At 29.5% G+C, this 23,627-nt stretch carries 23 protein-coding genes and 1 pseudogene; 8 read left to right on the forward strand and 16 right to left on the reverse strand.

What is annotated here, in order from left to right; all coding sequences use genetic code 11:
• Positions 1-6: 6 nt before the first annotated feature.
• From NRK67_14170 to NRK67_14180, 3 genes are all read left to right on the forward strand, one after another.
• A complete protein-coding gene (locus NRK67_14170) occupies positions 7-651 on the forward strand; it encodes a hypothetical protein (protein ID UUV18421.1) in 645 nt (214 codons plus the stop codon).
• The gene (locus NRK67_14175) at positions 651-800 is read left to right on the forward strand and encodes a hypothetical protein (protein UUV18422.1); all 150 of its coding nucleotides are present in this window, start codon (positions 651-653) and stop codon (positions 798-800) included. Before NRK67_14170 ends, NRK67_14175 begins: the two co-directional genes overlap by 1 nt.
• Positions 801-929: 129 nt before the next feature.
• On the forward strand, positions 930-1,382 hold the full coding sequence (locus tag NRK67_14180; protein UUV18423.1) for an ATP-binding protein: 453 nt from the start codon (positions 930-932) through the stop codon (positions 1,380-1,382).
• 77 nt (positions 1,383-1,459) lie between these two features.
• Here NRK67_14180 and NRK67_14185 read toward each other — a convergent pair whose 3' ends face one another.
• From NRK67_14185 to NRK67_14200, 4 genes are all read right to left on the reverse strand, one after another.
• The gene (locus NRK67_14185) at positions 1,460-4,183 is read right to left on the reverse strand and encodes an EAL domain-containing protein (protein ID UUV18424.1); all 2,724 of its coding nucleotides are present in this window, start codon (positions 4,181-4,183) and stop codon (positions 1,460-1,462) included.
• Positions 4,184-4,406: 223 nt separating this feature from the next.
• Positions 4,407-4,802: a hypothetical protein gene (locus NRK67_14190; GenBank protein UUV18425.1), complete on the reverse strand. Its 396-nt coding sequence runs from the start codon at positions 4,800-4,802 to the stop codon at positions 4,407-4,409.
• Between the two features lie 176 nt (positions 4,803-4,978).
• Positions 4,979-5,353, reverse strand: a complete 375-nt coding sequence (locus tag NRK67_14195) for a VOC family protein (GenBank protein UUV18426.1) — start codon at positions 5,351-5,353, stop codon at positions 4,979-4,981.
• A gap of 33 nt (positions 5,354-5,386) precedes the next feature.
• Positions 5,387-6,370, reverse strand: a complete 984-nt coding sequence (locus tag NRK67_14200; GenBank protein UUV18427.1) for an NAD-dependent epimerase/dehydratase family protein — start codon at positions 6,368-6,370, stop codon at positions 5,387-5,389.
• 225 nt (positions 6,371-6,595) lie between these two features.
• Between NRK67_14200 and NRK67_14205 the strand changes: the two genes are divergently transcribed.
• Positions 6,596-7,633 carry an OmpA family protein gene (locus tag NRK67_14205; protein ID UUV18428.1) on the forward strand — a complete coding sequence of 346 codons (1,038 nt, stop codon included), beginning with the start codon at positions 6,596-6,598 and terminating at the stop codon, positions 7,631-7,633.
• A gap of 306 nt (positions 7,634-7,939) precedes the next feature.
• Positions 7,940-8,446, forward strand: coding sequence for a chloride channel protein (locus tag NRK67_14210; GenBank protein UUV18429.1), 507 nt, complete (start codon positions 7,940-7,942; stop codon positions 8,444-8,446).
• Between the two features lie 154 nt (positions 8,447-8,600).
• On the opposite strand, the gene NRK67_14215 is transcribed toward NRK67_14210, so the two are convergent.
• From NRK67_14215 to NRK67_14230, 4 genes are all read right to left on the reverse strand, one after another.
• Complete coding sequence (locus NRK67_14215) at positions 8,601-9,842, reverse strand: IS256 family transposase (protein UUV18430.1); 1,242 nt, start codon at positions 9,840-9,842, stop codon at positions 8,601-8,603.
• 320 nt (positions 9,843-10,162) lie between these two features.
• Positions 10,163-10,576 carry a flavodoxin domain-containing protein gene (locus NRK67_14220; protein ID UUV18431.1) on the reverse strand — a complete coding sequence of 138 codons (414 nt, stop codon included), beginning with the start codon at positions 10,574-10,576 and terminating at the stop codon, positions 10,163-10,165.
• 163 nt (positions 10,577-10,739) lie between these two features.
• Positions 10,740-11,099, reverse strand: coding sequence for an FMN-binding protein (locus NRK67_14225; GenBank protein ID UUV18432.1), 360 nt, complete (start codon positions 11,097-11,099; stop codon positions 10,740-10,742).
• 39 nt (positions 11,100-11,138) lie between these two features.
• A complete protein-coding gene (locus NRK67_14230) occupies positions 11,139-12,176 on the reverse strand; it encodes a hypothetical protein (protein UUV18433.1) in 1,038 nt (345 codons plus the stop codon).
• Positions 12,177-12,638: 462 nt separating this feature from the next.
• Here NRK67_14230 and NRK67_14235 point away from each other — a divergent pair, with 462 nt between their 5' ends.
• Together NRK67_14235 and NRK67_14240 are read left to right on the forward strand one after the other, a co-directional pair.
• Positions 12,639-13,595 carry a hypothetical protein gene (locus NRK67_14235; GenBank protein UUV18434.1) on the forward strand — a complete coding sequence of 319 codons (957 nt, stop codon included), beginning with the start codon at positions 12,639-12,641 and terminating at the stop codon, positions 13,593-13,595.
• Between the two features lie 601 nt (positions 13,596-14,196).
• The gene (locus NRK67_14240; GenBank protein ID UUV18435.1) at positions 14,197-14,766 is read left to right on the forward strand and encodes a hypothetical protein; all 570 of its coding nucleotides are present in this window, start codon (positions 14,197-14,199) and stop codon (positions 14,764-14,766) included.
• Between the two features lie 534 nt (positions 14,767-15,300).
• Here NRK67_14240 and NRK67_14245 read toward each other — a convergent pair.
• From NRK67_14245 to NRK67_14260, 4 genes are read right to left on the reverse strand one after another with little or no spacing between them, the layout of a single operon-like run.
• Entirely contained in the window at positions 15,301-16,908 is a 1,608-nt protein-coding gene (locus NRK67_14245) for a peptide ABC transporter substrate-binding protein (protein UUV18436.1), read from the reverse strand.
• Between the two features lie 30 nt (positions 16,909-16,938).
• Entirely contained in the window at positions 16,939-18,381 is a 1,443-nt protein-coding gene (locus tag NRK67_14250; GenBank protein ID UUV18437.1) for an amino acid carrier protein, read from the reverse strand.
• Positions 18,378-19,115 (reverse strand): gamma-glutamyl-gamma-aminobutyrate hydrolase family protein, encoded by a 738-nt coding sequence (locus tag NRK67_14255; protein ID UUV18438.1) that lies wholly within the window; start codon positions 19,113-19,115, stop codon positions 18,378-18,380. The genes NRK67_14250 and NRK67_14255 overlap by 4 nt, the downstream gene beginning before the upstream one ends.
• Before the next feature lie 19 nt (positions 19,116-19,134).
• Positions 19,135-19,281 carry a hypothetical protein gene (locus NRK67_14260; protein ID UUV18439.1) on the reverse strand — a complete coding sequence of 49 codons (147 nt, stop codon included), beginning with the start codon at positions 19,279-19,281 and terminating at the stop codon, positions 19,135-19,137.
• A gap of 227 nt (positions 19,282-19,508) precedes the next feature.
• On the opposite strand from NRK67_14260, the pseudogene NRK67_14265 reads away from it, so the two are divergent.
• Positions 19,509-20,470 (forward strand): annotated as a pseudogene (locus tag NRK67_14265) (IS30 family transposase).
• Between the two features lie 287 nt (positions 20,471-20,757).
• On the opposite strand, the gene NRK67_14270 reads toward NRK67_14265, so the two are convergent.
• The 4 genes from NRK67_14270 to NRK67_14285 all read right to left on the reverse strand — a co-directional run bounded on the left by NRK67_14270 (position 20,758) and on the right by NRK67_14285 (position 23,556).
• Positions 20,758-20,925 carry a hypothetical protein gene (locus NRK67_14270; GenBank protein UUV18440.1) on the reverse strand — a complete coding sequence of 56 codons (168 nt, stop codon included), beginning with the start codon at positions 20,923-20,925 and terminating at the stop codon, positions 20,758-20,760.
• 33 nt (positions 20,926-20,958) lie between these two features.
• On the reverse strand, positions 20,959-21,231 hold the full coding sequence (locus NRK67_14275; GenBank protein UUV18441.1) for a MarR family transcriptional regulator: 273 nt from the start codon (positions 21,229-21,231) through the stop codon (positions 20,959-20,961).
• A 107-nt stretch (positions 21,232-21,338) separates the two neighbouring features.
• Positions 21,339-22,613 carry an ArsB/NhaD family transporter gene (locus NRK67_14280; GenBank protein UUV18442.1) on the reverse strand — a complete coding sequence of 425 codons (1,275 nt, stop codon included), beginning with the start codon at positions 22,611-22,613 and terminating at the stop codon, positions 21,339-21,341.
• A gap of 19 nt (positions 22,614-22,632) precedes the next feature.
• On the reverse strand, positions 22,633-23,556 hold the full coding sequence (locus NRK67_14285) for a PTS sugar transporter subunit IIA (GenBank protein ID UUV18443.1): 924 nt from the start codon (positions 23,554-23,556) through the stop codon (positions 22,633-22,635).
• Positions 23,557-23,627: the final 71 nt, after the last annotated feature.

The raw sequence follows: 23,627 nt of genomic DNA on the forward strand, positions 1-23,627 counted from the left end.
AAAGGTTTGGTTGAAAATTTAGTAGGACTTATCAGAAGAAATACTATGGTTCCTATCCCTAGAGTTAAAAGTTTGAATGAGTTAAATATCAAAATAAAAAAGGCTTGTGATAACTACTTAGAAAATCATAAAGTTGGCGGTGAAAGCTTAAGTGTTAAACAAAAATTCCAGATTGAAGCTAATAACCTTTTAGAGCTTCCTAGCCATTCACTAGATATTTCTAAAAGAGACTATAAAAGAGTCACTAAGTTTTCAACTGTAACTTTTGAAACTAATAAATATTCATTACCCTGTGAATTAGTAGGAACTGAGGTGATTTTAAAAACTGGTCATTCAGAAATACAATTTCTTCATAAAGGTAAAGTTGTTGCAATTCACCAGAGGATATTTAAAAAAAATAAGCATAGTTATCAATTAATTCACTATCTTAAAGCTTTAGAAAGAAAACCGCGAGCTGTATTTAATGCTGATCCAGTTATACAAAATATTCCTAAAGCAATTTTTGAAATGTATCACTCTAAAGGAGATTCAAAACTCTTTTTAGAATATCTAAGAGAAGAAGTCGGTCTTCCTAAAATCAACGACCAAATAGAAGTTCAAAGAAATAATTTAGGTAAATATGATAACTTAATTTCCCAAGAGGTGATCTAATGAGTGTAATTAGTGAAAAAATTAAACTTTTTTCCAAAGCTTTAAAACTATCTAGCTTCAAAGACTATCATGAGGTTCAGCGCCAAGCAATAAATTCAAAACAAGGATATGAAGAATTTCTGCTTACACTATTAGAAAAGGAAGTATAACTAGACAAGACAATAAACTTTTCAGGTTAAAGCGCGGAGCTAAATTTCCCTTTGAAAAAACGCTAGAAGAGTTTGAAGTTAAACGTCTTAGCTATTTAAAACCTTCAGTAGTAGGCGAACTCTCCAGCTGTGAGTTTATCAAAAAAAAAAGAAAATATAATAATGATAGGGAACCCAGGAACTGGAAAGACACATTTTTCTATAGCTCTAGGACTTAAAGCTTGCAACTGTGGACATAAGGTGTACTTTACTACAGCTGCTAACTTATCAAATAAATTAGTTGAAGCGCAAGAAAATAGTAATTTAGGGAGATTCTTAAGGCAATTAGCAAGATTAGATCTACTCATAATAGATGAGCTTTCCTACCTCTCCTTTAACAAACATCAATCAGAACTCCTATTTCAAGTGATTTCAGAAAGAAGTGAGAGGGGAAGTATTATAATTTCTACTAATTTAGCATTTTCAGAGTGGGAAGAATTCTTCCCTGATACAATGTTAACAACAGCTTTAATAGATCGCGTAACATTTAGAGGACATATTTTAAACATGAATGGTGACTCTTACAGGGTCTCTGCGAAATAGGCAGGGTGGGTCACTTTTTAATTACCCTTAGGTGGGTCAAAAATTAACTGCCACATGGGTCAATTCTTGATTGACATTTACATAAATGTATTTTTTTCTAAATATTCTTTTATTTTTTCTATTGGTACAGGTTCACTAAAGTAATATCCCTGTATTTGATCACATTTATAAGCTTTTAAAAAATCAAACTGTTCTTTTGTTTCTACCCCTTCTGCTACAACTTTAAAACCTAAATTGTGTGCCATTAAAATTATAGTCTTAACTATGATGTTATCCTCTTCGTTAGTTGTAATCCCGTCTATAAAATCTTTATCTATCTTCAATCTATCTATTGGAAATTTTTTAAGATAACTTAAAGATGAATAACCTGTTCCAAAATCATCTATGGCTAATTTTATTTCTAAATCTTTCAATTTTAACATCGTTTCCATGTTCTTAGATACGTCATCCATTAACATAGACTCTGTTAATTCCAGCTCTATATGTTTAAGATCTATTTTTTCTTTGTCTAAAACATCTTCAATCATCTTAGGAAGATCACTGTGTTTTATCTGGTATCCGGAAATATTAATAGATATATATATATTTGGGTCTACTTCAACAACTTTTTTTACTTCGGAGAAAACTTTTTCTAAGATCCATCTTGTCATAGGAACTATAAGTCCGCTGTCTTCTGCTATACTTATAAATTCATTTGGAGAAATAACTCCAAATTCAGGATTTTCCCAACGAATAAGCGCTTCACAGGAAATAATTTTTTTTGTTGCTACACTTACTTGCGGTTGGTATTCTAAGTAAAATTCATCCTCTTTCAATGCTTTTCTCATTTTATTTTCAAGATCAAGATTTTTCATAAATTTAGAATTCATATTTTCTCTATAAAATTTATAATTATTTCTTCCAGATCTTTTAGCATAATACATTGCTGTATCGGCATTTTTAATAAGTTCATTTAAAGAGTTCCCATCTAAAGGGTAAAGGCTTACACCTATGCTGGTAGTTATAAAAAGATCTTTGCCGCCAATATTGAATGGAAATTCGAATATATTTAATATATCCATTATTACGCTATTTAAACCATCTATAGAATCGAAAGATGGTATTAAAATTACAAATTCATCTCCACCAAATCTTGCTATAATTTCATTTTCCAATTTTGTTTTTTTTAAAGCTTTGGAGACTTTTTTTAAAAGCTCATCACCTGAAGAATGTCCTAAAGTATCATTTATGTTCTTAAATCTGTCTAAATCTAAAAACATAAAAGCCATCTTTATTTTATCTGGATCAGCATTTCTAACCATACTTTCTGCTTTACTATTAAAAAATTCTCTATTGGGTAAATCTGTTAATGAATCAAAGTATGCCAAATGCTGAATTTGTTTTTTTACATGTTCCTGGTTTGCAAGGTCTGAAAACATAGCTATATGATAATCAATTTTATTTTTATTCTTGTTATTTCGTATAGTTATTATATTTAACCATTCAGGTGATACTTCACCATTCTTTTTCCTATCCCAAATTTCACCTTGCCACCTTCCATTATGCTTCAAAGATTTCCACATCTCTTTATAAAACAATGGTTTATGATGATCTGAATTTAAAATTTTAGGATCATAACCTATTAAATCTTTTTTTAAATACCCGGTATTTTTTAAAAATTTTTTGTTTACAGAAATAATTTTATTATATCTATTTGTAACTATCACACCTTCAGGTGTATTTTCTAAAATTTCAGCAAATAATTTTAATCTTTTTTCAGATTCTTCAGTTTTATCCATTAAATTACCTATCTTATTGGTGTATTTAATTTTTTTATAGACATATATGCTCCACATTAAAGTTATTGTGTTAAAAAAAATAAAAATTATCCAATCCCATTTTATAAACTCATTTAAAAAAAATGATTTTCCCGGGATAAATTTAATTTTCCAACTTCTATTTGGAAAATCTATAAAGTTTTCAAAATAGAGATTTGAAGATTTATACAGTTCAAACCTTTTAAAATAATCCTTAGTTGTATAAATTTCAACATTTTTATTTTCTGTAGCATCATAGATCTGAAACTCTAAATTATTTATTTTTAACAGGTCTAAAGAAGAATCTATAAAGTCATCTATTTTAAAAACTCCTGAAATAAACCCCAATACTTCTCCTTTAGAATTAAATCCTTTTTTATATACAGGACTTAAAAGAAAAAATACATCTTTTTCTTCTTCCCCTTGAATTATCCTTATTTTTGATGACCCTATTATTTTTCCAATTTTTAATGAATTTAAAATTGCTTCTGCTCTATTTTTATTAGAAAATAAATCCAACCCTAAAATAGCCTCATTTCCCCTAAAGGGTTCAATATAATATACAGGATAATACTGCATTGATTTCCCTCTCTTTTGGACCTCGCCAGATTTTCCTATTTCAGTAAATTTAAAATTTTTATACCCCTGTTTTTGAGCTAATCTCTCATATCTACTTCTTTCGTCACCGTTTACTAGAGGGATCCATAAAAAAGCCTGAATTTTTACATTCTCCTCTAAAAAGTAGTTTGTAAAATTTTTAAATTGTTCCCTATCTACATTTTTAGAAGTTATAAATAATTGTTTTACAGTATTTAAAGTATCTATATTTTTACTCAACTCTGAATTAAAGATTCTCAAATAATTCTCTCTTTCTGCTCTAAATTTATGCTGAATAAATTTATTTTCTATAATTCCAATTTCATAAAATATTAAGTAGGATAATAAAAATCCAACAAAAAGAATAGAGTAAGATGGTATATAACTTTTATTAGTATTTGATCCCATAATAACCTCCATAGATTTCACTTAATTTGTCATCTATTTTAATAATAAAATTTTTTTCAGATCTGTTCCTTCCCTAACTCTATCTAAATTATAGTGATATAACACATTATTTCCTTTAAAAAACTTTGAATAAGCAATATAAAAGGAGACAGATTTTACTGTCTCCTTTTTATATTTTATATTTTTCCTCAATGGGATTTTTAGTTTATTATTAAAAAAATATTTAGACCCCTAATTCTTCTACATCAATATCTAAATACAATGCATATATCATTGGAATAAGCATCCCATATCCAAGTAGGGCTACAGACTCTCCGTCAACTCCAAAATAATATGGATCGTAACCACCTGCTGTTACCTTCCATTGAATTAAAAGGTCTATTTTCTTTTTTGTATCAGGATTGACTAAAGTACCTTTAAATTCTACAAAATTACCTTCTTCATCTTCAAAATGTAACCATTTTTCATTTTTGGTCACCTTATCCAATACTTTTCCAAATTCAACTTTTGGATACATATTGAGATGAGAACTTTTAACCCTTTCTATATACTCATCCTTCTTTCCACATCCAACAAATACGAAGACTATTGTTAAAATTATTAATATTTTTCTTCCCATTTTATCTTTCCCCCTTAACACTTTTTATTCCACTACTTCTAATTAAGATAATCGTGGATATTTTAACTTTTTTTTAGTGTTTTTGCAATAATTTTAATATTTTTTTAGTTATATGTATTACTTTAAACTTCTTATATAAAAAAATGCCCAAAATATTTTGGGCATTTTTTATTGAGTCAATCTTCAATATCTGCTGTTAATATTTCCAACAAATGACCGTTTAGGTCTCTAAAATAAACTCCACGGCCACCGTAGCGATTGTTGATCTTACCATCTTTATCTGAGTATGGTCCGCTACCGAAATCAATATTATCAATTTTTATACGCTTAAATATTTTATCAAATTGTTCATCATCAACTTTAAAAGCATAATGGTTTTTAGAAAAATGATCTCGTGTGTCAAAATCTAAAGTTAATGTTGAATTAACTTTTACCACTGCAAAGTGACCTAACTCTTTAATAAATTTAAATCCAAATATTTTTTCATAGAACTTCGCAGATTCAACATTATTTTTTGAAGGGACAATTGTATGATTTAATGTAATTTCCATATTTCACCACCTTTTTACATCATCTGTTTATTTTTAAATTTTACTATTTAACATCTCAATAAACCTTTTCTCTAAAGGATAAACTTTATATTTTCCCAACAAATTATTCTCTAAACAATAATTAAAAGTTTCTACCATCCCTTCTTTAAAACTGTAATCTATAGATCCGCCTTTTTCATTGAGTTTAGAAATATCCCCATATAAATTTTCAGTTCTAAAAGGAAACCAGTCTCTCACTTTAATATTACTGTCATCTATACCTTCAATTATGGCTTTTTTCCCTACCACTTCTTCCATAATTTTTAACATTTCTTTAAAATTCATATATTCATTTCCCGATATATTAAAAATATTATTGTTAAAATTATCATTTTTTACAGCTTTAAAGATATTATTAGCCAGATCTTTAACGTATCCAAATTGAATAATTGAATCTTTGGAAGGCACAAAAATTGGTTTTTCATCTAAAATTCGGTTAAAAAAATAAGTTTCTCTATCCAGATTATTCTCAGGTCCAAAAATATAAAAAGGTCTGAAAATAACAAAATTAGAATTATTTCTCGTGGAAAACTCTTTAAGTGTTTCTTCACATAAAAATTTATTTAGAGCGTAATTCCCCCAAATAAAATTTCCACCTATTTCGTCCTCTTCTTTTGCTGGTACTTTTTTTATATTTTGATAAACAGAAGCGCTGCTTATAAAGATATATTTTTTATACTTCCCCTTAAGAATCTCCAGAGACATTTTTATTTGCTCTGGTTCATAAGCAGATACATCGATAATGGCTTCAAATTTATGTGAGTCTAAAAGACAATGTAAATCCAAAAGGTTGTATAGATCTAAAAGAGTACATACCTCTTTCCTTTTATTTCTATCTCCCTTTAGATGAATTGCTCCTGAAGGATTGATTCGCGTACCTCTGTTAAAGACATATACCTGATATTTTTCAGCTATTAATTTTTCACATATATGTTTTCCTAAAAATTGATTCCCACCTAAAATTAAGACTTTTTTCATTTAACCCCTCCATGACTTATCTTAGACATTAAAAATAAATGATTATATTTGATTATTTTTTAATTTCCTTTTATTTGATTTACAATTTTTTATATAATATCCTTTATTTAACTATTATTAATACAGAAATATTTTTCTAATATATTGTAACTTTATTTTAATTTTGCTACAATTAATTATTAAGTAAATATTAAGCAAATGCTTTCAAATACAAGGAGGAATAATATGAAAAAACTATCAATTATGCTTGCAGCCATAGCAATCAGCGGAATAACTTATGGAGCTCAATTAGAACTTAAAGGTGGCTTTGAACCTTGGAGAGAAGGTAATAATTCATACTCAAGCTTTGATAAGGGAGGAAGTTTAGGAGCAGAACTATTATTCAATGCTGAAAACAGACCTTTTGACTACGGTATTGGAATGGAATGGAAATCTGAATTTTCTGGTGGAGATGGAAACAATGTATTAGCAGAAACAAAAGCAAATGCTTTTCCTATATATTTGACTGGTAAATATGGGATTGGAGAAGATTTATTTTATTTAGTCGGTAGAGCGGGGTGGTCAATCTATGACAATTCTAGTGCTAAAGATGGGTTCTATGGTGCTGTTGGTATAGGAAAAGAACTTGGAAACTTCACTTTAGAAGCGCTTTATGAGTCTATGGATCTAAGTGGTTCTTCTGACATGTATTCAGGTGATAGAGCTAACTTAGCTTCTATCAAATTTGGTTATAAATTTGGTGAAAACAAGAGAGACGTAATCTCAAGAGAAAAAGAAGCCGCTGCTAAAGCTGAATATGAAAAACAGCAAGCAGAAATAAAAAAATTGGAAGAAGAGAATAGGTTAGCTCAAGAAAGACAGATAGAAGAGCAAAATAGATTAGCTCAAGAAAAAGCCCTTAGGGAAACAATGCTTGATAAATACAGCTCTTTAGTAGTTACAGAAAATTACGAAACTAATAAATTAGAGTCTGATACTAATAACGAATCATTTTTTAAAAACATCGATAACGATTTAGCTGAGGAATCAGGAATACTTAAAGTGACAAGTTATACTGATAATAGAGGTTCTGAAGAATATAATAGAAACCTTTCCCAAGAAAGAGCTGATAGGGTAGCTGATAAAATTAAGGCCAACCTTAATAATGAAAATATTGAAGTTATATCTGAAGGATTAGGAGAAACTAATTTCTTAAATGATAATTCTACTCTTGAGCAAAGAAAAAATAACAGAAGAACAGAAATTAATTTTATAGCTGAATAAATATAATAATAAAAACAGGATGATTCTCATCCTGTTTTTTATTTTCATTATTTATATCTCGTCCTGCAGCTTAAAGTATAGGGTTATTTTTCTTAGAATAAAGTCTCATCCCATCTACTAATTATACCTTAAAAGTAATAAAATATCCTTAAATTACTCCTTTCATGTAGTATAATTAATATAGATAAATAATTATTGAATGTTCATAAAATTTGAGTACTCTGAAGATCCTCTAAATACTAGTAAACCTCATGAAAAATATTGTAAAAAAAGAATACTTTCAACAATAAAAAAAGGGAGAATTAAATGAAATTAGGTAATTTAAGTGAAATCGTTCAAAATAAAAATATCAGGCTGTATCTATTAAGTATTATAACTGGTATTTTGACAGGATTAGTAGTCGTAGCTTATCGCATTTCTCTAAATTTAATGACTAACCTCAGAATAAAAACTTTTTCTGAGATAGCTTCAGGTAAACTATATTTATTCGGAATAACTATAGTTGTTTTTATTTTTATTGCAATCACACTCAACAGATTAATTACTAAACATCCTATGATAAAAGGAAGTGGAATTCCACAAATAAAAGGGGTACTTCTCATGCAATTTGAATATAGTTGGATTAAAGAACTTTTTTATAAATTCATTGGAGGTCTTCTCAGTATTGGAAGTGGCCTTTCTCTTGGAAGGGGAGGACCGTCTATCCAATTAGGATCTCAGATCGGGTATGGGATTGGAAAAATTTTTAAAGTTTCTGATAAGAATAAAAAACATCTTATAAGCAGCGGTGGGGCTGTTGCAAGTTTTGTGTAAACTCTAAAAATCAATGTAAAATTTCTATAAAATAGAGAGGTATAATTACTTTAATTATTACTTCTCCTTTTTAATATATTAGAACTTTAATTTTTGTATGTCAAGATTAGAGCCTAAAATTAGCCTCTTTGAAAAGGTATATTTTAGATTGCACTTACTTTAATCGTTCTTCAAAAAATATTTGCAATTGGGAGTGAATTATACCCCAATCTCTTCGGCGCCCAGTCCATTTCTGTGTGATATCCATTGTAATAAGATAAAGGAGCTTGAATAGACTATCATCTGAAGGAAAAACAGATCTACTTTTACTTGGTTTTCTTAACTGTCTATTAAATCCCTCTATTGTATTAGTTGTATAAATTAGAGTCCTGATTTCTTGTGGATATTTAAAATATGTAGATAAGTTGGCCCAATTAGACTTCCAGGAAATAGCTATTTGTGGATATTTCTTCTTCCATTTTTCTTCAAAATTATCTAATTCAAATAGAGCAATATCTTCTGTATTAGCTTTATAAACTTTTTTTAGGTCTATCATCAGCTCTTTAATATCTTTGTAGGATACATATCTAGTCGTATTTCTAATTTGATGGATTATACACTGTTGTATTTCTGTATCAGGATAAACTGCTAAGATAGCATTAGAAAAGCCTGTCAATCCATCAACACATACGATGAGAATATCATTTAAACCCCGATTTTTTAATTCATTCATTTTTAGCAGCCAGAATTTAGCACTTTCATTTTCACCAACCCACATTCCTAATACTTCTTTCATACCATCCATATTAATTCCAATGGCTATGTAGACCGCCTTTTTAACTATGCGCCCTTCGCTACGAACATTGTAATGGATAGCGTCCATAAATACTACAGCATATCTTTCTTCTAGAGGTCTATCTTGCCATTCTTTGGCAACAGGAAGTATTTTATCAGTAATTCTACTGATAGAGCTTTCAGAGACATCAAAATCATACATATCAGCAACATGGTACTTGATATCGCTAAGAGTCATCCCTTTAGCGAATAAAGATGTAACTTTTCTCTCAAACTCTTGAGTTATTGAATTTTGATTTTTTTTAATAATTTGTGGCTCAAATTCATTATCTCTATCTCTAGGAACAGAGATATCAATTATTCCAGAACTGCCCTTTAAAGATTTTTTAGAATAACCATTTCTAGAGTTATCTGTAAGTTTATTTCTATAGTCATATTTACTATAGCCAAGTTGTTCCTCTAATTCTCCTTCTAAAGCATTTTCTAGCATTTGACCCATCATCTCTCTGGCTAATGCGCCAAGATCTAAACTGTCATAACTGGGTAATTTTTTTAGATAATCCTTAATTAATTCTTTTCGCGCAAGTTCATCAGGTGATAGATCTTTGTCTCTTTTTCTCATGAAAAAAACCTCCGTTTTAGTGTGATTTTATTCTACACCAATTTGGAGGTTTACACAAAATATGAGACAGACCCTATTTATCCTATCCTTTAAATAATGTGAATCCATCCAATTTTCATATTTCTTTTCCATATTTTTCTCCTTATTAAAATTCATTATTTTTTATTAAAATTATTTATTCTAATAAGGAATATTATATTGTTTTAACCATTTTCCTTCCCCCGTTATTACTTTTTGTACAGTATTTATACTTTGTAGATATCTCGCCCCGTGGCTTGTACTAGTGGTTCTAATTTCTGTCTACTCATACAACTGTACAATTATAAAGAAATCTTTTGTTTTTTAAAAAAATTTGCATATTTATCATAAAAGGCTTCCTCTATAGAATCTCTCTGAACTCTTAATCCATTATCTATAACTTTAGCTCCTAAACCTTCTATTTTTTTTATCCATTTATCCATCCATGACTCATCCCCTGAACCATAACTACCAAATAGCCCCAGTGTTTTTCCATTTAATTCATAATTAATATTATCTATAAATGTTTCCATTTCTAGACTCAGTTCTTCGTCTCCATAAGCGGCACACCCTAATATAAGAGTATCCTCTCCTTTGAGAACATTAGAATCAAAGTTATTAATATTTACTACCACTGCACCACTGAGTTTTTCTTTAAGTTTTAGTGCTACTTTTTCTGTGTTTCCTGTTTCTGTATAATATAAAATATATAACATTTCAATCATCCTTTATTTTTTATTTTTTTCTTCAAAATATTATAACAGATTTAATTTGAATTTTCGGTAACATTTGTTACTCTTTCAACTGATTTCTAAAAATAAAAAAGGAATAATTCTCTAATCTTTAACCCTTGTTAAGGACGCTAAAAAAATCATCTCTTTATTCAAAATTAACTCCTGCTTCTACAACCGCTTCTCTTACAGCTTCCTTGATCCCTTCAGAGATATACGTAGCTCCTGCAACATTATCTACTTCTAAACTCTGATTCATAATGATCTCTGGAATCACACTGTCCATGGCTGTCTTCGCTATACCAGGAGTATCCCCATGTTTTGTTACTATAATGTTTTTAATTTCCTTTCCATCCATAGTAACCTTGACCCATACCTCGCCTAAAAACCCTTGGCCTTTCCCCTTGTATTCAGGCATAGCGGTAAACTTATCGTAAAGCACTACAAGCACTGCAATACAAGCAAATACTATTAGGATCTTCTGCCTTATACTTTCAATCCTTTTCATTGTTAATTCCCCCTAAAAACTGTCTGAAATTTTATTTTTCTAAAAACGTCCTTTAATAACATCTTTTTCATCGAGAACACCGGCTTTTACCAAAGCATCCATATAAGAAGTATTTTCCCGTGACATACGTACTGTAGATCCCGCTATCCCGTCAAATGAATTTTGAACAGTTTTAGTTGCGCCGGCAGTTATATCTATTCCAAAATAATTATTTTCATTGATAGCTCCTGAATACCTCTTAGGAGACCAATCTATTAATGACTTTACTTCATTGACGTTTTTACCAATAAGATATTTTGCAACGGCATTATAGTTCCCATTCCAGCCTCCGTTGGAATGGAATCCGTATTTAGCATCCATCTTTTCAGGAACTCCGTTGTTAAACTTTACACCTAAAGCAGTTAGGACCTCAATAAGGGTTGAATTTTTATCCGTTCCCTTTAAAATCCCTCTCTTTTTAATTACATGGTTAAAAGGGTGAATTGCATATAAATTCTTCCCTTCCAGTTTAGACCAGTCTTTTGGTTTTAACATTCCACTTTTTGAAGTTTTTACCGTAGGAATTAATTCTTTATTGATAACTAGATCCTCAAATTTTGAATTAAAGTCAAAACCGGGTTTAAATTTAGTTTCTAACTGGTAACGAATAACAGCATCTACTATTGCAAGAGCCACTGTTCCATCATCATCTACTGCAACAGCATAGAATCCCATCTTATCGTTAGTTTTTATATCAAACATGGATATACCCTTCTTGTACTCAGGACCTGGAGTAGCTTTAACAGGATCTACGGAAAATTCCACCGATACGTCAGCTTCAGGGTTATTTCTAGCTATCCATTTTCCTTTTTTTGAAACTAAAAAGTCCATCTTTGCATCTGTAATTGTCCCATCCTTTTCCAATGTCAAGACTGTTTCAATCTTTTGTTTAGCTTCTTTTAGAGCCACACCCTTGGAGTGCCCCTTCCAGTATATCCCCTTATATGTTCCGCTATAATCCTTTTCATCTAATACTCCATATGCTGTCAGAGAAAAGATTAAGACACCTGCCCCCAATAACATTAATTTTTTTTTCAAAATAATACCTCCTGTCTTTCGTTTATTTATTCGCCTTTTCATTTGACAATAAAACGATTTTACCATAAAACATATTGTAAGTGAATAAAAAAATATTTTTATTACAAAATTTTTATAGGGAGAACAGGGGAGCTACTTATAGATCAGGCAGTGTTTATAATTTATTGACCAGTTTTCCCTAAAAAAATATAGATCAATAAATAATAATTAATTTTAGTTAAAATGATAATTTGTTTTATTAATTAGACTATAGAATTTTAACTCTTTAATGGTAAACAAAATACTAAAAAAGAGTAGGAGAATAATTTATGCAACTATGCCTCATTCGTTTCTCATTGTTTACTGTTTTAATAAAAAAACTTGCAAATATTTTAATTTCAAGATATACTTCTTTCGTAAAGTTTGTTCGTCAAAGTTTTTGACGACGAATTATAAGTTAGATAGATTATTAGGAGGAAAGAAATGAACAAGAGAAGAATAGCTTTATTAGCTGGATTAATGACACTGGGAATGGTATCATTTGCAATGGATGAAAATCCAGAAATGTTAAAAAAAGAGGTAAAACCATTAAGTATTTTTAGTATCAATGACAGGGTAAGATTTGATGAAAATAGATTAGAAGTAAAAACAAATTTCCACTTCAACGAAAATAACAGATTAGAAGCGAGAATTAGAAATTACAGTAACGTAGGTAGTGGAGATCTTGGAGATACTAGAGAAAGTGGTAATACCGCAGAAGATAGAACAGAGATGAGATTAAGATTACATACCCAAACATCTGTTGACAATATGGAAGTAAGAACAGAATTAAAAACAAATACATACGGCAGTGGAAAAGGTGGAAATAAACAATATTTCAGAGTTCAGCCAACATGGCACTTATTTACAGACGTTGAAGGATTAAGCTCATTAGTAAGAGCAGGTTTAGCGTTCCAACATTATTCACCAGATGAAGCATCTACAAAGAATGCTTATTCAATTTCAACATCATTTGAAAACTCATATACAATAAATGATTATTTAGAGATCGAAGGAAATATCTACTATGACTATACTCTAGGTGGGAAAAATACTCAAGATTATAACAATGTAAAGATAGAGGCATATGCATATGCCAACTATCCACTATATAGTGCTAATGATGTAAAAGTAGAAGCGTTATTCGAAGGTGGATTTGATCCATATTCATTCGGTGCAAGAAATTTTAATGATTTAAATGATGTAACTGGTAAAGATGTAGATGGTAAAGAATCTTATGTAATTTATGCAGAACCATCAGTTAAAGCTACTAAAACTTTAAGTGATAGGAACTCACTTTATTTACAAGCTGGATACTATGTAGAACAAAATGACGATAATTCTACTGGTAAAGTTGATGATACAGCATTCGTAAGAGTGGGATTTAAAAGCAAGTTTTAATTAAAATAATAAAAAGTACTCCTAAAATCAGGGGTATTCAGACTGTAGACGATTAAGTTTACAGTCTTTTTTTAGTCTTTGTTTGCGATTATTTGACCCCTAAAGGTCAAACAAATTCATATTTGTTTGGATTAAAATGATTAATTTATCAGGCTTTTGAAATAAAATAAAATTATGTTAGATACAATATGAATTTGCTTTTATACTTAATGATTGTTTTTATTAAAACAATCAAATAATCGCGGACAAAATTCTAACGAAATCGAAAACAAAGTAGTAAAAAATACCAAATAAAAGGACACTAAATTCATAGTGCCTTCTAAGGCTGATTTTATTACTCTTTAAAATGAAAGTTACAAAAAAATTAAAAAGTAATATTAAAAGACGCTTATAAAGTGAGAGATCCCTAGTATAGAATAAAACAAATGATGATTTGTCTCAACACTTTCTCATTTTTATTTATTAACATAAAAGGGTCTTTAAATTGACATTTTTGATTCATAAATATATACTATAATATAGTGATGAAAGTGTATCTATAGTAGATTAAAAAGGAGTAGGTGAAATGAAAAAGGTTTTTGTATTGTCAATTTTAATTTTAATGATGGTTGGTTGTTCTTCCAGTAATAAGAAATTAAAAGAGTTAAATCAGTCAAGATCATTGAAGTTATCTGAGACAGTAATAATTAAAGATGACATGTTTTTTAGTGATGTACAAAGCAGCATAAGAGGCGGAATAAATAGCCTTCTAGGTGATGCTATAGCAAATGGTATGGATAATAAAAAAGAAAAATTTATTAAAACTATGGAAACCAATGATATTGACATAAAAAACATAGTGTTTGAGTCGGCAAGTGAAGAACTTAAAAAAGCAGGGATAAATAATTCCAATGATTCAGAATTTGAATTACAGTTTGTTGTTAGATTATATGGTTTTGGTCAGAGGCAAGGATTTTCTAAAGAGTTAAGACCAATAATGGTTATTGAAGCTAAAATAATCAATAGTAATAATGAAGTTGTTTTTAAGGATGTTGAAAATATAACCACGATGAACTCGAATACTGAACATCATAAAACAGATGAATACATTGGAGATTACAATAAAATAGAAAATGCATTAAAAGGAGTATCTTCTATAGCTATATCAAATATTATAAAAAATTTAAAATAAGAGTAAATAAAATGGTAAGAAAAATGCAACGTACAATTTTGTTTCTATTAATTAGATTATTAAATCTAAATTCTTGAAAAAGAATAACCAAAAAGTCTACCAATTAAGGTAGACTTTTTTTAGTTATTTTAACATGTAATTTATTGTACATTTATTTAGTGTTTTTTCATTTTTTGTTTGTGGTCTATACTGTTTTATTGGTTCTTAGACTGTCCGCAGATACTCTTAAAACACCAAATTGGATAAACACTAATAATGCCAACGATTTATTTTTTTAAGAATATAATATAACCGAAATTATATTTAGTTTGATTATTTGCAGTAATTTTTAATTGTTCTTTTTCGGGACTCTTCCCCTTTTTTATCTATAACAACGACAAATACCAATGTGATTTAAAAAAGATGACTCCTGTAGAATACAGAAATCATCTTTTGATTGTTTAAAATTTTGCCACTCTTTTTTCTAGTGTCCTTGACAAAGGTTACAGTTTATTATCTAGGTGCCCTTTTAAGGTTTACTTTATTTATGTTGTTTTAATCTTCGATTGATATATTACCAAAATACCAAAAGCCTAAAGAAGCTCTTTCCCATCCTTTTACCTTTGAACCTACCATAAATTTATTTGTATAATAATATAATGGTAAACTTGCGTAATCATTTAAAAGCATATCTTCTGCTTCATGTATAAGTTTATCTCTTTTATCTCCGTTACTTTCTACTCTAATTTTTTCTAATAAAGTGTTATAGGCAGGCTTTATCCATTGAGCACTGTTTGATCCTTCTACTGATGAAAAAACTTCTAACATAGATAGAGCATCCGGGTAATCTATCGACCAGCCAAATCTTGCGACACCATTATATTCTCCTTTACCACGAGTATTTAAAAATACAGCCCATTCTTGATTTACTAAGTTCACATCAATATTCAAATTCTTCTTCCACATCGCTTGCATTGCTTCAGCTACTGCTTTATGATTCTCTGAAGTATTATATAGTAATTCTAATTTAGGAAAACCCTTCCCACCAGGAAAGCCTGCTTCCGCTAGATATTTTTTAGCTTTTTCTATATTTTCTCTTGTTGGAACATTCCATTTTGTTTTTTCTGCTAAAACATCTCCCTTTGAATCTTTAATTGCATTGGTTATAGGAATATAAGATTTAGCTGGAATTTCTTGACCTCTAGTAATGTTTTCTACGATAGCTTCCCTGTCGATTGCGTAAGTCAAAGCTTTTCTTACATTTATATTATCTGTGGGGTATTTATTATTATTAAAGACATAAAAATAAGTTCCTGTACCAGGTGTAATGTAAAATTCACTACTTTCAGCATTTAATTTTACTAATTCTTGGGATGGAATATTAGAAATAATGTCTACCGATTTATTTTCAAATGCTGTTAATGCTGTCGATTCATCAGATATTATAGGTGCTTCAATTTTTTCTAATTTTATATTATTGGCATTCCAATATTGTTTATTTTTAATTAATACAAATTTTTCACCAATAGAATACGATTCTAATTTAAAAGGACCATTTGATATAAATGTATTTGGATCTTTTGTCCAATTTTCTCCATATTTTTCAATAATATCTTTTCTAACAGGCAGATACGTATAAAATGCTGTTAAATCTAAGAAATATGGGGTAGGAGCATCTAATTCAACTTTTAATGTATAATCATCAATAACTTCTACACCTATATTTTCAATCTTACCATTACCATTGTAAAACTCTTCTGCTCCTTTTATGGGAAAAAATAACATAGCATATGTTGATGACGTTTCAGGTGATAATGCTCTTATCCAAGAGTATTTAAAATCATTTGCAGTTAATGGCTTTCCATCAGACCATTTAGTTTTCTTCAAATTAAAAGTATATGTTTTTTTATCTTCGCTGATTTTATAATTTTTTGTTATACCTGGTTTTAATTCACCACCAACCTCTCTAATTAGTCCTTCAAATAAATTGTTTATTAATGCTCCTGCCACTGATTCTGAATTTAACCCCGGATCCATAAATTTTGGATCGGAAGCCATTACAAATCTTAATTTTTGTTCTGTTTCTCTAATAACATTTTCTTCTTTTTTACCACCGCATCCTATGATGGATAAAGTTAAAAGTAATAATATAATTTTTTTCATTTCTTCCTCCTTATTTTTTATATTTTTATTTTATTCTTCAACAAAATTTTGATTTGTAAGGCTCTTTGTTTTATATATATATTTTTCTTTGTAATCTTTTAATAATTCAAAGAATTTACCACTCAAAATTAAAATCGTAGCAACATTAATAAACGTAGGAACCGCTGTAGTTATATCTGCTAAAAGCCATACTGTTCCTCCTGGCATACCAGAAGAAACTGCTATAACTACCATTAAGAATCCAGGGATAGGATAGAAGATCTTAAAGAATTTTAAAATTTTATTTTTCAAGGATATATTTTTTTTCATTAAATGTCTTAAAATAATCTCATAATAAGCATACCAACCTGAAGAGGTTGTTACTCCAAATAAAAATATTCCTGTTGCCAAAAATATCCTACTAGATGATCCCATACCAGTTTCAAATGCTGACAAAGTTAAGGATGCTCCAGTTAATCCACTATTCCATACTCCTGACATAATTATTACAAGAGCAGTAATACTACATACTATCATGGTGTCTACAAATACTTCAAATGCTCCCCATAAACCTTGTTTTATAGGATGATTTGTTTTTGCAGAAGCATGAATCATTGGAGAACTACCCCATCCAGCTTCATTACTAAATACAGATCTTGCAATTCCTGTCCTCATTACCGCTATAAATGCCGCACCTGTAAATCCTCCAACTGCAGCAGTACCATTAAACGCTCCTTCGAATATTAATTTAAATGCCGCTGGAAGGGCACTTATATTAGAAAAGATTATGAATAAACCTGAACCTACATAAAATAAACACATAAAAGGGACTAATTTTCCTGCTATTTTTCCTAACCCTGAAATTCCCTTCATAATCATAATATAATTGAAAACAATATAAATAACACTGGCTGTGAGAAGATTAATTCCAAATGTAGAACTAACAGCTTCTGATACTGTGTAGTTTTGTACCGTTATAAAGAACGTCGAGAATATCCCGCCTCCAAACATAAGAGCAAAGACATACCAATATTTAAAACCTTTTTCTTCTCCAAGACCTTTTTCCATATAATAAGTAGGTCCTCCATAAGGTGAACCATTTTCATCTATATTTCTATAGTGTACTCCTAAAGTAACCTCCGCCATCTTTATTATCATTCCTAAAGCAGCAGCAATCCATAACCAAAGTAATGCCCCTGGTCCACCTGTAGCTATAGCTGTGGCTACTCCTCCAATATTTCCGACACCAACCGATCCTCCAATTGCAGTACTTACTGCTTGGAAAGGTGTTATTATTCCTATTCCTTCTTCCTCCCCTTCGGTTTTTCTATTTTTTATAATTTTACCTATAGTCTGACTAAATATATGATTAAAGAATCTTATTTGAAAAAAACCACTTCTGAGTGTAAAGTATATTCCAGTTATAAATATAGTTAAAATTAAAGGTAAACCCCATAAAAATGAAACTAAACTTTCCATAAATGAATTTATCATTGTATACCTCCTTTATTTTTTGTTACTTGTATAAATTTTTCAAAAATTTTAAGCATGTCTTTATTCCCACGGGCTGTCATCATTTCAGGATGCCATTGCACTCCTAATAGAAATCTATCCTCCTTACTCTCAATAGCTTCTATTATCCCATCGTTGGTAGTAGCAACAATTTTTAATCCGTTCCCTATTTCATCTAAGGCTTGATGATGGAATGAGTTAGTTACAAGCTGTTCTCCAAATAAATCACTTAAGATACTATTTTTTTTGATATTGATTTTGTGGACTTTTAATTCAGGGAGATAGTCTTGAGTATGCTTGAGTATTTCTTTTGATATATTCTTTACATCCTGATGAAGTGTTCCGCCTTTAAAAACATTGATCATTTGCATACCTCTACATATACCTAGAATAGGCTTATTTGTAGCCAAATACTCTTCTAATATTATCCATTCATTTTCATCTCTTTCAGGAGAGACAAGTTTAGTACCTTCTAAAAAATCTTGATTATAATATCTTGGATTAATATCTAGTCCACCTGACATAAGAAGTCCGTCAACAAGCTCTAATTGACTCTTAATTACCTCTCTATCATTCAATACAGGTATTACAAGAGGAATTCCACCTGCTTTAACTATTGACTCAGCATAATCAATACAAACTGTTGTCCGGTGGTAGTGTTTTAATTCTTTTTCTTCTTCATAAGCTGATGTTATTCCAATTATAGGCTTTTTCATATTCCCCTCCAATTTTCATTTAAGTAGTCCCACTTACGCCTCTTCCAAATTTCTGAATACTTTTTTTACACTTACTACATATCCTTCTATACGGGATTCCCTTTGAATCAATTTCAGTAATAAATTTTTGCTTGCACTTTAAACAAATGACTTCTTTTTTTTCCATTAGTATCACCTCTTCAACATTTATGTTATTTTAAGTATTAGTGCATCACATTTTTGCTATAAAATTTAAAAATTAATTGAAATTTAAGATCCATTTGTTATTTTTTTATACTTTCTTTTTTTTTATTTCCTTTTTTAACTTGAATTGTATAATTAAATGCAACAAAAAAAATTCATAAATATTTCCTTGGTATAATGTAAGTGCGACCAAACATTAAAGGAGTATTTATGAATCATAAACATTTTACCATTGAAGAAAGAGAAAGTATATTTAAATTTTTAGCGCAAAAAAAATCAATTAGTTTTATTGCAGCTAAATTAAAGAAAAATAGAGTTAGTATTTATAGAGAAATTAATAGAAATTCAGTTGATGGTGAGTACACTCCTAATAAAGCCCAGTTTTTATACAAAAAAAGAAAACAACTTTGTGGAAGAAAGCACAAATTAAGAGATTCGATCCTTTTGGTAGATATTCAAGAAAAGTTAGAATCAGGTTGGAGTCCAGAACAAATATCAGGAAGAGCTAAATTAGACAACCAATATTCTATTTCATTTAAAACAATTTATAGAGCAATATATCTTGATTTTCTTACGGAGAGTACTAAATACCTTTTAACTAGAAAAGGCAAACAAAAGCCTAGAGGATTGAAAGAAACAAGGGGTAAAATCCCTAATAAAAAGATGATAGAAGAAAGGTCTGAAGAAGCGAATGATAGAAGTGAGATTGGTCATTTTGAAAGCGATACTATCGTTGGCGCAGGAAAAAAGGTGCTATGATGACTTATGTTGATAGGAAATCAAGATATCTTGTAGCGGAGCTAATGATTAATAGAAAATCAGATACTTTTAATGAGGCAACAATAGAGAATTTTAAATATATACCTAAAGAATACATAAAAACATTTACATCGGATAACGGGAAAGAATTCTCTAAATTTAAAGAATTAGAGGAAGCATTAGGTATTAAAGCTTATTTTGCTAACCCTTATCACTCATGGGAGAGAGGAACAAATGAGAATACAAACGGTTTATTAAGGAGAACTTTCCCTAAAGGGACTATTTTTAGTAAGATAAAGAGATGTGAATTTTATAAAGCGGTAAACAAAATTAATAATAGACCAAGGAAGTGTTTAAATTGGAAAACCCCAAAAGAAGTATTTTGGGGTGAAATTGAAAAGTGTTGCATTTAATTTGACAACGTAAGTACACTTCCTTTTCTTTTTATTTAATCACCTTTTATTAATTTTCTCTGATAACATAAAAACACATAAAAAACCTTTAATCAATGTCAATTGACATCTTGTTGTTAAACTAAGTGTCAAAATAGCTAAAATATTTAAAAAGAAGAATTCTTATTTTATAACTAACTAACTTGATGATAGGGCTTACAAATCAAGAGTACTTAAATTAATTTACCTTTTCTAACAAATAAAATTTTACTCTATTTATAGATTTGTTTAATGGATCAATTTTATTTTTACTTTTCTTCTAGGTATTTAGGAGTTCTTATTCCAAAAATAAGCTTCATATTAGTCAAAATTTCAACCATCTCATTTCTATATGTTTCATATTGAAAAATCTTTTTTTCATTGAAATTTTTTATAGTATTATCATAAATTTTTTCTATGCCTTCTTTTACTACCATTTCACCTAATTTTGTTAAATATAATGGTTTTTTTTAAAGACCACCTGTCATCTCTGACTTCTTTTCTAAATACCCCATTTTTTCTAATTTACTTACTATCTGATTAATTCTAGATTTAGTTAATGTTGTATACTTTAAAAAATTATACTGTATTTCTCCTGGATTTTTTTCTAAATAACGTAACAAGTAATACTCATTTTGATTTACATTATAATTTTCTACTACATTACCTAATAGTTCTTTTCCAGCCATTGAAATAATATTTGCTACTGTCAAAACATCTACAATGATTTCTTTATTTTCCAATTTTAATCACCTCATTTTTTTTATATAAAAAGCTTAATTGCTTTAAAATTTCTTATTAATAGGATGTACATTAAAAAAGATTTTTAGGATCTTTTTTTCAACAATTTTTAAAAGTATCTAACAAGTAGATAAACATTAGCTATAACTAAAGTTTGAATAGCTATAACGATTCCAAATTTCAAGAATTTACCGAAGCTTATCTTACATCCTGCTTTATTAGCTGAGTTTATAGCTACTACATTGGTTGCCGATGCTAAGATAGTGATGTTTCCTCCCAAAAGAGATCCCATAGATAGTGCCCACCAAAGTGACATAGTATTTTCTCCTACAAAAGTAGGTAACATAAAATGAATGATCTTAGAAACCATAGCTGCATTGGCTACATTTCCTATAACAGATGTAAACAAGGCTGAAATCCAAAGTATCATGGTGGCAGCATAGTGTAAATGACCATCAGCTAATTCTAAAACTTTATCTCCTACAAGGTCTACAACTCCTGTAGCTTCTATCCCTTGAATTAACATAAATAACCCCATAAAGAAGAATAGTGTGTCCCATTCTACATGTTTGAAAACTTCTACAGGTTCACTTTTCGTGATTAAGATTAATGCTACTGCACCAGTAAGAGCCATTATTGCTAAACCTTTATCGATAAAGTTATTCATTAAAAATCCAAAGATAACAAGAGCAAATATAGTTGCTGATTCTCTTAATAATTTAATATCTTTTAATGATCTAGAAGCATCTAGTTCCATTACTCTAGCTTTTAGATCTCTTGATACTTTCATCTTTCGACCATACATAAAATAAACAGTAATAATAAGTACTACCAATGAAATAATAGCAACTGGAGCTGTGTTAGCTAAGAAAGTATTAAAACCAATCTTACCTTCTACTCCTATGATAAGTTGAGTAGGGTCACCGATTAGTGTAGCTAATCCTCCTATATTTGCTGACATTATGAGGGTCATAATATATACAAATGGATCTATTTTTAGCTGGTTTGCTAATAAGATAGATACTGGAGCCATTAATAAGATAGTAGTTACATTATCTAAAAACGCTGAACATAAAGCTGTAATTACTGCAAGGAGGATAAGTAATAGAAAAGGTTCTCCCTTTACTAACTGTGCTACCTTTATTGCTAAGTATTGAAACACTCCTGTTTCTGAGATAAAATGAACTATTATCATCATCCCTACAAGTAAGAGAATTATCTCTAGTCTTGAACCGATAGCATTAAGTGCTTGGTGTTCGTTTATAATTCCTACAAGGGCCATAGAAAGACCACCTAAAAGAGTAGCTATTGGACCTGGAACTTTTTCTGTTATTATTAAATAAAATGTCGCTATAAATATAATTAAACCTATTGCTAACTGCATCTTTACTTTCCTCCTAAACTTATATGTGTAAAACTTTTTTGATTATATGTGATCTTAAAATTGTTCCGTAATATTTACCATTTTCAACTACATATATTCTGGTAAAACCCTTATTTTCCATAAGGAAACACATTTCCATTATAGGCGTTTTCCTGTCTACAATTGTTGTTGTTTTCCTATAAATATCTTCAATTCTAGTTATCTTTTCATTCTTTAAGTATTCCTCAAAAGGTTCTCCTATAGTTAAGAAATCTAAATCATCCATCACCAAAGTATACTTAGGCATTCCAAATAAGATTAACTCTCTTTCTGTCATTTCACCTAAAAAAGTTCCATCAGTATCTACAACTGGAAATCCTGATTTTTCTTCTCTGATAAGTCTTCTTGCGATATCATCTAAGGTATCGTTAGGGCTTACTGGTTTTATTGTATGATCCATAACATCTTCAGTGGTGATCTTATTTTCCACCTTTACATCGATATGATTTAATAGATCATATACCTCAGACCCTGTCTTGGCATTTTTCAATTTTTCTAAGAGGACCTTGTCTTTAACAGTTATCTTAGTGATAGAAGACATGATCTTTAAGATAACTTTACTCTTTAAAGTTTCAGCAGTGATCATAAAGAAGATTTTTACGTCATCTTGATTTCTCATATCTGCCGTATCACATTTAATAGGATTTTTCATGATACCTATAGAAACTAAGATATCGTCATATCCATCTATCCTACCATGGGGAATAGCAATACCGCTTCCCATTGCAGTAGAGACCATAGCTTCTCTATCAAAAATAGATTTCCTTATTAGATCTACAGATTCATTAAATGTTTTATCATTTTTAGCAGTATTGTCGATCATTTGACCAATAATCTCTTCTTTCGTATTTCCCTCTAAATTTAAGTAGATACACTTAGGATTTAGATAACTTGATAATTTCATATTAACCTCCAAATATATTTCTTTTCAAATATATAATTTTTTTATATTTTAAATAAGTTTTAATAAACTTA

Source organism: Fusobacteria bacterium ZRK30 (assembly GCA_024628785.1).
Classification (GTDB): Bacteria; Fusobacteriota; Fusobacteriia; order Fusobacteriales; family Fusobacteriaceae; genus Psychrilyobacter.